Annotated in this window: 9 protein-coding genes; all 9 read left to right on the top strand. The window is 39.7% G+C overall.

Features of this window, described 5'->3' with window-relative positions; all coding sequences use genetic code 11:
- The first annotated feature begins 4 nt into the window (after positions 1-4).
- The 9 genes from E7413_02940 to E7413_02900 all read left to right on the top strand — a co-directional run bounded on the left by E7413_02940 (position 5) and on the right by E7413_02900 (position 12,152).
- Complete coding sequence (locus E7413_02940) at positions 5-1,228, top strand: MFS transporter (protein ID MBE7018819.1); 1,224 nt, start codon at positions 5-7, stop codon at positions 1,226-1,228.
- Positions 1,229-1,298: 70 nt separating this feature from the next.
- Positions 1,299-2,720: a type I glutamate--ammonia ligase gene (glnA, locus tag E7413_02935; protein MBE7018818.1), complete on the top strand. Its 1,422-nt coding sequence runs from the start codon at positions 1,299-1,301 to the stop codon at positions 2,718-2,720.
- 111 nt (positions 2,721-2,831) lie between these two features.
- The gene (locus tag E7413_02930) at positions 2,832-5,414 is read left to right on the top strand and encodes a GTP-binding protein (protein MBE7018817.1); all 2,583 of its coding nucleotides are present in this window, start codon (positions 2,832-2,834) and stop codon (positions 5,412-5,414) included.
- Positions 5,415-5,425: 11 nt separating this feature from the next.
- Positions 5,426-6,052, top strand: coding sequence for an MBL fold metallo-hydrolase (locus E7413_02925; protein ID MBE7018816.1), 627 nt, complete (start codon positions 5,426-5,428; stop codon positions 6,050-6,052).
- An 80-nt stretch (positions 6,053-6,132) separates the two neighbouring features.
- On the top strand, positions 6,133-6,825 hold the full coding sequence (locus tag E7413_02920) for an N-acetylmuramoyl-L-alanine amidase (protein MBE7018815.1): 693 nt from the start codon (positions 6,133-6,135) through the stop codon (positions 6,823-6,825).
- 101 nt (positions 6,826-6,926) lie between these two features.
- On the top strand, positions 6,927-8,315 hold the full coding sequence (locus tag E7413_02915; GenBank protein MBE7018814.1) for an MATE family efflux transporter: 1,389 nt from the start codon (positions 6,927-6,929) through the stop codon (positions 8,313-8,315).
- A 100-nt stretch (positions 8,316-8,415) separates the two neighbouring features.
- Entirely contained in the window at positions 8,416-8,652 is a 237-nt protein-coding gene (locus E7413_02910) for a YlmC/YmxH family sporulation protein (GenBank protein MBE7018813.1), read from the top strand.
- Between the two features lie 167 nt (positions 8,653-8,819).
- A complete protein-coding gene (locus tag E7413_02905; protein ID MBE7018812.1) occupies positions 8,820-9,857 on the top strand; it encodes an S-layer homology domain-containing protein in 1,038 nt (345 codons plus the stop codon).
- Positions 9,858-9,914: 57 nt separating this feature from the next.
- A complete protein-coding gene (locus E7413_02900) occupies positions 9,915-12,152 on the top strand; it encodes a hypothetical protein (protein ID MBE7018811.1) in 2,238 nt (745 codons plus the stop codon).
- Positions 12,153-12,332 lie beyond the last annotated feature (180 nt).

Raw genomic sequence — 12,332 nt, 5'->3', positions numbered from 1 at the left:
TTTTATGAAAAAACAAAATCTTTTTCAAAATAAAAAAGCACTGCATGCAGTTTATATCGGTTTCTTGTGCTCTATGTCCTATCTAGCGGTCTATTTTGCAAGAAATATTTTAAGTACCGTATCACCTCAGATGATTGCAGGCGGTTATTCGGAAGCATATATCGGAAAAGTGTCTTCCGTATATTTTATTTTTTACGCTTTCGGTCAGCTGATTAACGGAGCTATCGGAGATCGTGTAAAGGCAAGATATATGATTAGTATCGGACTTCTGATGGCTGGAATCAGCAATTTTATTTTTTCAAAAATGGCAGGAATAACTCCTGAAATTGCTCAGTATATTTACGGAATGACCGGCTTTTTTCTGGCAATGATTTATGCACCTATGATGAAAGTGGTGGCGGAGAATACAGAACCAGTATATGCTACCCGTTGCAGCTTGGGATTTACCTTTGCCTCTTTCTTCGGTTCTCCTTTAGCAGGGGTGATTGCTTCCGTCTTTGTGTGGCAAAGCGTGTTTGGAATCAGCAGTATTGCTTTGGGTGTGATGGCGGTTTTGGTCTTTTTGTTTTTTCTGTTGTTTGAAAAGCAGGGGATTGTAACATACGGTCAATATCAGACCAAAGAAAAAGAAAAATTGAATATCCGTGAGCTTGTACGCCGGCGAATTATTCGTTTTACACTGATTTCTGTAATTACAGGGGTCGTCCGTACAACTGTGGTATTTTGGATGCCTACCTATATTTCCGAACATCTTGGCTTTGCGCCAAATCAGGCGGCAATGATTTTTACCGTTTCCACCTTTATTATTTCTCTGATGGCATTTATTTCGGTTGGTATTTATGAACTTTTAAAAAGAGATCTGGATAAAACTATGTTTTATATGTTTATTTCGGCAACCATTTTCTTTACGTTGCTGTATTTCGTAAAAAATCCAGTCTTAAACATCATCTGCTTTATGCTTGCCATTATGTCATCCAACGGCGCAGCATCTATGCTCTGGAGTCGTTATTGCCCCAGTCTTAGAGATACGGGACGTGTGTCCACCGTAACGGGATTTCTTGATTTTGTCAGTTATATTGCGGCAGCAGTTTCCACTGTGGTGTTTTCTTCCGCAGTATCGTCCATTGGCTGGGGGAATCTCATTTTAATCTGGATTTGCCTAATGGTGTTGGGTGTTTTGATTTCTTGCCCAAAATTTCAAAAGAATATTCCTGATATATCTTGCTAATTTTGCAGTAATATGCTATAATAAAAGAAATTCCAAGCGATTGAAAAATATCATATAGGAGGAATTCCCGATGAGAACAGTAAGCGATATCTTAAAAATGATTGATGATTATGGCATCAAGATGGTGGATTTTAAAATGGTGGACATTAACGGTCAGTTCCGCCATGTAACCATTCCTGCCAAGAATTTTTCTGAAAAAACCATGAAAAATGGTATTGGATTTGATGCTTCCAACTATGGCTATGCCGTGGTGGAAAAAAGTGATATGGTATTTATTCCCGATCCCGATACCGCTCAGGTAGATCCGTTTTGCGATATTCCCACATTGTCTATGACAGGCAATGCGATGATTATTGACAATCCCGCAAACAGACCGCTTTCCCAATATCCCAGAAATATTGTGGCAGCTGCTGAGCAGTATTTAAAAGACAGCGGGATTGCAGATACCATGCTCATTTTACCCGAATTTGAATTTTATCTGTTCAATCAGGCAGGTTGGGAAGTTTCTGCTAATTCCGTGGGATTTTCCGTGGATGCCCAGCAGGCACATTGGAACAGTTATCAGGAAGGTTTGGGAAATGTGGTGGCAAAACAGAAAAACTATCATATTGCAAAACCTTTTGATACCACCTACGAAGCACGTAGTGAAATGTGTCTTTTAATGGAAGAAGCAGGTATCAAATTAAACTATCACCATCCCGAAGTTGGGGCGGGGGGACAGTTTGAAATTGAACCCGAATTAGGCCAGATGTCCAAAATGGCAGATGCCACTATGATGATTAAATATATCATTCATAATGTTGCAAGAAAATATGGGTTGTCTGCAACATTTATGCCAAAGCCCATTATGGGAGAAGCAGGCAACGGTATGCACGTTCATATGTTGTTATTAAAAGACGGTCAGCCGGTATTTTCCGATGATAACGGTTATTCCAATTTAAGCCAGGAAGCACATTGGTTTATGGGCGGTTTGTTAAAACATATTGCATCCTTATGTGCGATCACTAATCCCAGCACCAATTCATTCAAACGTTTGGTACCCGGCTTTGAAGCACCGGTAACTGTTGGCTATGCAACCTCTAATCGTAGCGCAGTAATCCGTATTCCTGCCTATGCGAAAGAACCCACTCTCCGCCGTTTTGAACTCCGTAACCCCGATGCAACCTGTAATCCCTATTTCTGCTATGCAGCAATTTTAATGGCAGGGATTGACGGTATCAAAAATCAGATTGATCCTCATGCCAACGGTTGGGGACCCTACGATATGAACTTATTCCACTTGCCCGAAGAAGAAAAAGCAAAATTAAAACATCTGCCTACCTCTTTGGATGAAGCGTTGGGTGCTTTGGAACAAGATCACGACTACCTGACTGCAGGCGGTGTATTCCCCGAAGAACTCATCAAAAACTTCATCAAAGCAAAACGTGCAGAGGTAAGTGAATTATCCAAAATTCCGCATCCTGCAGAATTTGAAAAATATTATAATTTATAAAACTGTTTTTAGGAGATGTAAAACCTGATTTTTACATCTCCTTTTTTATTGACAGAACGAAATTTTTTTATTATAATATAAAATATTATAATGAAAGGATTAAAAAATCCAATGAGACGTTTGGTTTTTGGAATATTGGCACATGTTGACTCTGGGAAAACAACACTTTCCGAGAGCCTTTTGTATTGTTCCGGTGCCATCCGAAAATTAGGACGTGTTGATCATAAAGATACATTTTTGGACACTCATTCTATGGAACGTGATCGAGGCATTACGATTTTCTCCAAACAAGCTATTTTGGAATTTTCAGATACCATTATCACTCTTTTGGATACACCCGGTCACATTGATTTTTCTACCGAAACCGAACGTACAATGAGTGTGCTGGACTATGCCATTTTAGTAGTCAGTGGAACCGATGGAGTACAAAGCCATACCGAAACCTTGTGGAAACTGTTGGAACGTTATCATATTCCCACTTTTGTGTTTGTCAATAAAATGGATTTAGACGGTGCCGACCGAGATAAATTGTCTCAAAATTTAAAAGAACGGCTCCATCCGTCTTTGATTGATTATAGTAAGGATTTAGACTTAGAAAGTATTTCCTGTTCGGACGAATCCTTGCTGGAAGAATATTTAGAAACTGATACTATATCGGAAGAAAGCTTAAAACGAGCAATCAAAAACCGAAAATGGTTTCCTGTGTTTTACGGGTCTGCCTTAAAAATGGAAGGCATTGATGAATTTATCAAAGGTGTTCTTACCTTAACAGAGGAATCTGTCTTTTCTAAAAAATTCGGGGCAAAAGTGTATAAAATATCTGAGGACGAGCAGGGAAACCGCTTAACTCATATGAAAATCACCGGCGGAAGTTTGAAAGTAAAATCCATTTTACAAACAACAGATGCCAATCACGAAAAAATTGATGAAAAAATCAATCAGATACGTATTTATTCAGGGCAGAAATTCCAGACTGTTGACGAAGTTTTTCCGGGTACAATCTGTGCAGTAACAGGATTGGATAACTTTCGTGTGGGGGATGGTATTGGTTTTGAGAGAAACAGTATTCCTATGTGGACGGAACCGGTATTAAGCTACCGTATAGAGTTGCCGGACGGAACAGATGTGGCATCCGCATTGGCAAAATTACGGGTATTAGAGCAGGAAGATCCCCAACTTCACATTTTTTGGAATCAGCGTCTTCGTGAAATTCAAATTCAGCTGATGGGTGAAGTGCAGTTAGAGGTTTTAAAAGGTGTCATTGCAGAACGTTTCGGATTGCATGTAACTTTTGGACAAGGCAGTATTACCTATAAAGAAACGATTGCATCCGCTGTGGAGGGAGTTGGGCATTACGAACCTCTTCGTCACTATGCGGAAGTGCATCTTTTGTTGGAACCGTTGCCCCGTGGAAGCGGTTTACAGTTTGTCACCTCCTGCAGTGAAGATGAATTGGATAAAAACTGGCAACGGTTGATTTTAACGCATTTATATGAAAAAACACACTTGGGTGTTCTCACGGGTTCACCCATTACCGATATGAAAATATCCTTGATTACAGGACGTGCTCACAAGAAGCATACTGAGGGCGGCGATTTCCGTCAGGCAACATATCGGGCGGTTCGTCAGGGACTCATGTGTGCGGAAAGTATTTTGTTAGAGCCTTGGTACGAATTTGAACTGGAATTGCCCTCAGATTCAGTCGGAAAAGCGATGACCGATATTTCTTATATGGGCGGTAACTGTCAGCAGACAGGATTTTTGGAAGAAAAGGCAGTTCTCAAGGGAAGTGCACCTGTTTCTAAAATGCGAGATTATCACACCGAAGTGATTCGTTATACCCACGGCGCAGGTCGGTTGGTTTGTCACCTGAAAGGGTACGAGCCATGTAAAGATGCTGAATTTATTATCGAAGAAATAGGATATAATCCTGAAAATGACACCGAAAATACGCCTGATTCTGTGTTTTGTTCTCATGGAGCAGGATTTTATGTTAAATGGAATCAGGTTCGTGATTATATGCATTTGGATGGTGCTAAAATTTCTGATGAAGATGATGGGGGAGAAATACCTACCGAAAAACGCGCCAGACGGTATTTGGAACGGGTATATGGCGATGACGAACTCTTAGCAGTGTTTGAAAAAACTTACGGACCCATTCGCCGTCGGGAATATGAAGCGAAAAATCCGGCAAAACGCCCTTTGGATCCCACCCCAAAATATAAACCTGTAAAACAGGCACCCAAGGGACCTGAATACCTATTGGTGGACGGTTACAACATTATTTTTGCTTGGGACGATTTAAAGAAAATTGCCTCAGAAAGTCTGGAAGTGGCAAGAGAACACCTGATTGACCGTTTATGCAATTATCAGGGGTTTACCCAATGCGAACTGATTGTGGTGTTTGATGCTTACAAGGTAAAAAACAACCCCGGAGAAGTGGAAAAAATTCACAATATCAGTGTCGTATATACCAAAGAAGCAGAAACTGCCGATATGTATATTGAAAAAGCGACCAAGCAGCTTGGAAAACATCATAAAGTTCGTGTAGCTACTTCTGATAATTTAGAGCAACTGATTATTATCGGTCACGGAGCATTAAGAATTTCTGCTGATGCTTTTTTAGAAGAGGTAAAAACGACCGAGGACGCTATTCGCGGTATTTTAGAAGAAACGAAAGAACGAGGAATCTAAAAATGAATAAAATGATAGAAAAAATCAGCATCAATGAACACAGCAGTATCCGTATTGAGGGAGAACCGGTGTTGTATTTTGACCCGTTTCGAATTCAAAAAGAAACTAATGACGCTGATATTGTGTTTATAACACACGCCCACTATGACCATTTTTCTCCGGAAGATATCAAAAAAATCAGTTGCGATAAAACGGTATTTGTGATGCCGAAGTCAATGGAACGTGAAGTAGGAGAATATGGGTTTACCAAAGAAAACGCCGTTTTTATGGAAGCAGGCGATGAAACTTCTGTTCAGGGTGTTTTAGTGAAGGCAGTGCCGTCTTATAACGTGGATAAACCAATGCATCCCAAAGAAAACGGATGGCTTGGTTATATCATAACCATCGATGGTGCTAAAATCTATGTTTCAGGTGATTGTGATGCAATGCCGGAAGAAATTTCCTGTGATATTGCGATGATTCCCATTGGCGGGACCTACACGATGAATCCCAAAGAGTCGGCGGAGTGGGTGAATCAGATGAAACCTAAAGTGGTAATTCCTACCCATTACGGTACTTTGGTGGGTACTCCTGAGGACTTTTGTGCTTTTGAACCGTTGGTGAAGGATATAGTCCGTGTGATAAAAATCTTGCCTTAAATATGAAATAATGCATATCCCCACAGTTTCTTTGATATACTGTATTATTAAAAAATCAAGGAAAACTGGTGGGGATTTTTATGTTCTTTGTGTTTCGTAAAAATGTGATTATTGGATTATTATTGGCAATTTTGGTCAGCGGTATTTTAGTAATTTCAGCTATGCCCACAGATATTACCACTGCAGGTCTTAATCCGGAGATAATTGTGGTTGACGCAGGTCACGGTGGTATGGATGGGGGCGGCGTCGGGATTGACGGAACTCCCGAAAAAGATTTGAACCTTCAAATTGCAAAAAAATTGGAAGCAGTTCTGACCCAAAACGGATATCGAGTTGTCATGACAAGATGTGAAGATGTTTCTTTGCATGAAGAGGGGAAAACTACGGTTCGTAGCCAGAAAAATTCGGATTTAAAAAAGAGAGCAAATATTGCAAACAGTGAAAAGGCAATTTTGTTCGTGAGCATTCACATGAACAAATATGAGTCTCCCGATGTGAAAGGAGCGCAGGTTTTTTACAGAAAAAATGACCCTACCGGAGCTCAGTATGCTGGCAGTATTATGACGGAGCTGAAAAAAATCGATTCTAAAAACCATCGTATGGAGAAACCTCTTCCCAATAAAAATCTTACTTTTTCCAAACTGCAAATTCCGGGAGTTTTGGTGGAATGCGGTTTCATTTCCAATGAAGAAGAACTCCAGAAATTAAAAGATGAAACATATCAGCAAAAGCTGGTGGAAGGAATTGTCAGCGGTATTAAAAATATTCCGTAAAAACCACATATTTTTCGTTTTTATTTGACATTTTTTTAATTATATGATAGAATTCTTATTTGTGTGTAAATCAAATCGGAGGATATCATATGAGCGAAGTTATGGAAAAAAATGAAATCAACGAAAAGGTTGAAGGGGAAAAACGAAAAGAAAATAAGATGGGAACAATGCCTATCCCGAAATTGTTAATCAGTATGTCTTTACCGATTATTATTTCTATGTTGGTACAGGCGTGCTATAATATTGTGGACAGTATTTTTGTAGCTCAGATTGACCCGAATAATAAAGCGTTCACAGCAGTTAGTCTTGCTTTTCCGGTGCAGAATCTGATGATTGCTGTGGGAGCAGGAACCGGTGTTGGTATTAATGCACTGTTGTCCCGAAGTTTGGGTGAGAAAAAGTTTGAAAAAGCCAACAAGGTTGCCAACACAGGTATTTATCTGGCAGCTTTCAGCTATGTGGCATTTTTGTTATTTGGCATTTTCTTTGTAGATGGCTTTTCCGGATTGCAGACCAAGGATCCTGAAATTGCACAGTATTGCGTGGATTATCTTCGTGTTATCTGTTTCGGTTCGATTGGTATTTTTATGCAGATTACTATGGAACGACTGCTTCAGTCAACCGGAAAATCCTTGCTTTCTATGGTAGTACAGTTAGCAGGAGCCATCTTTAATCTGATATTTGACCCCATTTTAATATTCGGTCTGTTCGGTTTTCCGAAAATGGGGATTGCAGGAGCCGCATTGGCAACAGTACTGGGGCAGATCGTATCTATGACATTGGGGATTATCATTAATATCCGTTGCAACAAAGAAATTAAAATTTATCCCACTCATTACCGCCCCGACAGGAAAACTGTTGGAGGTATCTATGCTATAGCTGTTCCTTCCATTCTTTTAATGTCTATCGGTACTGTGATGACCCTTTGTATGAATCAGATTCTTATAACATCTGCTGCATCTGTTGCGGTGTTTGGTGCATATTTTAAATTGCAAAGCTTTTTCATTATGCCGGTAACAGGACTTAACAACGGTATGGTTCCCATTATCGCATATAACTATGGCGCCAAAAATAAACATCGTATTCTTGCAACAATGCGACTTAGCATCCTAATTGCGTGCGGAATTATGATTTTCGGAATGGGAATTTTTCAGATTTTCCCTGTTCCGCTTTTAAAAATGTTCAGTGCTTCGCCTGAAATGCTTGCCATTGGCGTTTCGGCTTTTCGGATCATTAGTTTGCATTATATTTTTGCAGGTGTTTGCATCATTTTCTTATCTGTGTTTCAGGCACTTGGCAAAAGTATCTACAGTCTTTATGTTTCCCTGGGCAGACAGCTTGTCGTACTGGTGCCCGTAGCGTGGATGTTATCTGAGTGGTTTGGCCTGAGAGCAGTTTGGTGGGCATTCCCCGTAGCAGAAATTGCATCTTTATTGTTATCTGTTTTGTTTATGATTCGTGTTTATCGGAAATGTATTCATTCTCTTTAAAAAATAGGGCTTGTATAGCCCTGTTTTTTTTATGTGGACATGCTTTTGATCGGTTTTGTTTTCATACACTGAATTACCGATAGAAAAAGGAGAGATTTTCATGACAGAGAGAGTTAGAGAACTTCAGAAAAAAGAAGTAATCAATTTATCCAACGGAAAACGGTTGGGTTTTGTTTACGATGCAGAAATTGATTTGCAAACAGGGACACTGAAAAGTCTTATAGTGCCATGTCGTAATTCTATTTTTCGTTTTTTCTTCAAATATGAGGAGTTGATTATTGATTTTGAAACAATAAAAAAGATAGGGGATGATATTATTCTGGTAGAATTGGAATGAGATGAAATATCCTTTAGGATTTTAATATCACAATTTTATAAAATTCAATAAAATTTGTAAGAGATTCCTACAAAAAACTTGACTTTAGATAATTTTTATGTTACTATATGAAGGTAGAAGTTTGATAGTTTTGAGAAGTGTTTGTTTCTGTAAGAGGTGTTCGTTATATGAGGATGTTTTGTAAGCGTTTCTTATGCATTCTGATTGTGCTTGTCAATGTGTTCACAGCACCTGCTTTTGCAATTACTAATGCAGATGTGATGCGAGTGTTCAAAAGAGTATATCAGGACCCCAATTTTTTACCGCAGCTATATGGCGCGGTTCCGCTGTACAGAGAACTTTCTATTACGAATGCTTCTGTGGATGCAAAGATGAAAGAAACGATTCAAACTGTGTTGACCATCGCAGAGGCTGAGAAGGCAAATGATACTTTGCGGGAAGATAATTTCGAGCAACGTATGAAGACTACTACGATCAACACTGCTACCTCTATGGAGGCTGCATATATTGCGCTTTGTACCGATGCTTTTTCTTCGGAATCGGTTGCAATGTTGCTGACCGGTGAAATTCCGGCGGAATTTGAGCCACTGTATCAAGCTTTGATTAAGGAAGCCTATATTATTTTAGGATTTGACGAAAATGGTCAACGTAGTCACGTTTTTGATGACTTAGCCGGATATGGTTGGGCAGAAGGAGCGATTACCGACTTATTTAATCGCGACATTATCAACGGGGTAAGTGATTTTTCTTTTGCTCCCGCATCCAATGTTACTCGTGAACAGTTTGCGAAAATGATGTGTATCGCTTTCGCTATTGAAGCAGGAGCAGAAAAGCCGGCATTTTCTGATGTGCCGGAAAACGCATGGTTTTATCCCTATGTTACCACGATGGCAAGCCGTCAGTTGGTACTGGGAATCGGAGACGGTCAATTTGGTTCTGGACGCAACATTACCCGTCAGGATATGGCTGTGATGATGTTCCGTGTTGGTGAAATGCTCGGTATGTTTGATAGAAGTACTTCAAGAAATTCAACCTTTGAAGATGACAGGTATATTGCATCTTATGCTAAAACTGCAGTAATTACTCTGCAGGAAAACGGCATTATTCAAGGGAATGAACTCAATTGTTTTAACCCCACAATGTCGGCTACCCGTGCTGAAGCAGCCCAAATGCTGTACCGTTGCTATCAGTTTGCAAACAAATAACAAAAAGTATTTTTTAAATTGTTAAAAATATAATTTTTATAAAAGGAGCAAAAAACTATGAAAAGAATCATTGCTTTGCTTTTGGTAATCATGATGTTACCGATTTTTTCATTGGTATCTCATGCTGCCGGAACTGTTCCTACTATGACGGAACAGGAATTTAAAGAAGTTCTGTTAGGTATGCAGAGTCATCCTAGCACAACTAATTACGGTGCAGATTTGATCCGTGCATACAGAAATGTGTCTATCGATCAGTTAACTGCACTGAGAAATTATCACAATACTGTGGATACTTCTGTTGTCAGTGGTATTACTTCTCCCAATGCTGCTGTAGTTTCTGACGAAGAAGCTCAGATTTTAGCATACGGATTCATCAAACTGATGACTTTCACCAATGCGAAAAACGGAACTGTTGGTGACCCCAACACCAAAGATAACAACATCAGTGATGCAGATATCAACAGAGCTGCTGCAACCTTCTATACTGATGTCACCATTGGCGCTACCACTGCAAAACCTGCTGATATTTTAAACAAAGTTACTTTCGATGATCCTGCAGATGCTAATGGTTATATGACCAAACATGCATTAGGTGCATTTGTAATTGATTTTCAGAAAAACTTAAGAAGCCAGGCTGCAGGCAATATTACAGCTTTCTTAAATGCATATTGCACTCCCAATGCGGCTGATTTTGTTGATGCAATCAATCCTTATGTAAGAAATGCTGCTGCAGCTGCACTGACCAATCCTGCAGGGGACCAGTTAGGTTTGGCTACCAATGCGATGGTTGGTAACGGTATGGTTACTGTTACCGGTACCACTGTAAACACTAATTCTCCCTTTATTGAAATCCTGGTTGCTTCTATCAATGCGTTAAAAGCAGATGATGCAGACGTTATGGCAACCGTGATGAACACCATTATGTCCGGCGTTATGGATGCCAAAGTGGAAGTATATTCTGATGTAGCAGGTACCAATAAAATCAATATGGTAGAACCTAATAATTTAGTTGTTGATTTTAAAGTTGGCGAAACTGTTTACTTAAAAGTGATTTCCGATGAACTGGTAAAACTGTTTGAACGTGGTGAAGAAGCGTCTTTAGTATTTGTTCCCAGCTTATCTTCCAGCTTAGATGCAGGAGTTACCGATACTGCGGATACCTTGATCAACATTGCAACTGTTGACAGAGATTCCGGTATGTTAGTATTAACCGGTGCGGAAGTAGGCGAAGGTATCTTAAAATTATACAGAGATACCAATAACGATTTTGAAGGTGCTGTAAACGGTAATACCAAAGAGTTGTTTATGGAGCTGGATATCAAAGTGTCTGAAGAAAACCACAGACCTGCACCGTCCGGTCCATCTGCTACTCAGCGTGTAGAAGCTCCTACTATTACTTTTGAAGTTGATGCAGATAAAAATATTACCGTTACTTTAGAAACCAAAACTCCCGGTGCTACCATTTACTACACCACCGACGGATCTACTCCCACCAAAAATTCTCCGAAATACGAAGGTCCCTTCAATGTGGCAGATAAAACCACCATCAAAACTTATGCAACTAAACCCGGTTGGATTGACAGTTATGTAACCACTGATACCATTAATTTAGCAGAAGGTGGCATTCCTGGCCTTACTGAAGAACATATCGCTTATGTTCACGGTAGAGATACCGGTAACTTTGATGCAGACGATTATGTTACCAGAGCGGAAGTTTCTGCAATGTTCTCCCGTTTAATCGTGAAGAAGATGGTATTCTTAGATGGCAGCGAAAGCACCTTCTCCGATGTAAAAGATGGTGAATGGTCAACGCCCTACATCAAATATTTAAGCAAAGTTGATATTGTTGAAGGTTATGAAGATGGTACTTTCCGCCCCCACAACAATATTACTCGTGCAGAATTTGCTACGATTGCTTCCAGATTCTTTGAATTAGAAGACGGTGCAGACAACACCTTCTCCGATGTTGCAGATAATCATTGGGCAAAAGAATACATTGATTCTGCTGTTATCAAAGGTTGGTTAATCGGTTATGAAGACGGTACTTTCCGTCCTGATCAGCCGATCAAACGTTCTGAAGCGGTTACCATCATCAACAGAATGTTGAACCGTGAAGCAGATAAAGAATACATCAAAGCTAACTACGAAGATGTTCTGACCTATCCTGATTTAGCAGAATCTCATTGGGCATACTACGAAATCTTGGAAGCAAGTAACTGGCATGACCATAAAGTAGAAAACAATGTTGAAACTTGGACTGACATTTTCTACGAAGAAAGATTTAATGTATCCTGATTTTCAGAAAAGATAACAAAAAACAGCACTCGTTATGAGTGCTGTTTTTTTGTTTGGTGTCTTTAGGCGTGGAGATAAACCCCCAGTTCTACTGGGGGAAGATAAAAAAGCTTTAGCAAAAGAAAAACCTTCATGATATAATAGTAAATGGTTTGGCGACCGCATTACTAAAAAATATCA

It is taken from the genome of Oscillospiraceae bacterium (assembly GCA_015068645.1).
In the GTDB taxonomy this organism is placed as follows: Bacteria; Bacillota; Clostridia; order UMGS1840; family UMGS1840; genus SIG452.
The sequence above is the reverse complement of the archived record's forward strand: the minus strand, read 5'-3'. Positions and strand labels throughout refer to the sequence as shown.

Bases quoted from the DNA above. Each gene is read 5' to 3' on its own strand.
- glnA (MBE7018818.1), top strand. From the start codon at position 1,299: ATGAGAACAGTAAGCGATATCTTAAAAATGATTGATGATTATGGCATC.
- E7413_02915 (MBE7018814.1), top strand. From the start codon at position 6,927: ATGGAAAAAAATGAAATCAACGAAAAGGTTGAAGGGGAAAAACGAAAA.
- E7413_02925 (MBE7018816.1), top strand. From the start codon at position 5,426: ATGATAGAAAAAATCAGCATCAATGAACACAGCAGTATCCGTATTGAG.
- E7413_02905 (MBE7018812.1), top strand. From the start codon at position 8,820: ATGAGGATGTTTTGTAAGCGTTTCTTATGCATTCTGATTGTGCTTGTC.
- E7413_02930 (MBE7018817.1), top strand. From the start codon at position 2,832: ATGAGACGTTTGGTTTTTGGAATATTGGCACATGTTGACTCTGGGAAA.
- E7413_02940 (MBE7018819.1), top strand. From the start codon at position 5: ATGAAAAAACAAAATCTTTTTCAAAATAAAAAAGCACTGCATGCAGTT.
- E7413_02920 (MBE7018815.1), top strand. From the start codon at position 6,133: ATGTTCTTTGTGTTTCGTAAAAATGTGATTATTGGATTATTATTGGCA.
- E7413_02910 (MBE7018813.1), top strand. From the start codon at position 8,416: ATGACAGAGAGAGTTAGAGAACTTCAGAAAAAAGAAGTAATCAATTTA.
- E7413_02900 (MBE7018811.1), top strand. From the start codon at position 9,915: ATGAAAAGAATCATTGCTTTGCTTTTGGTAATCATGATGTTACCGATT.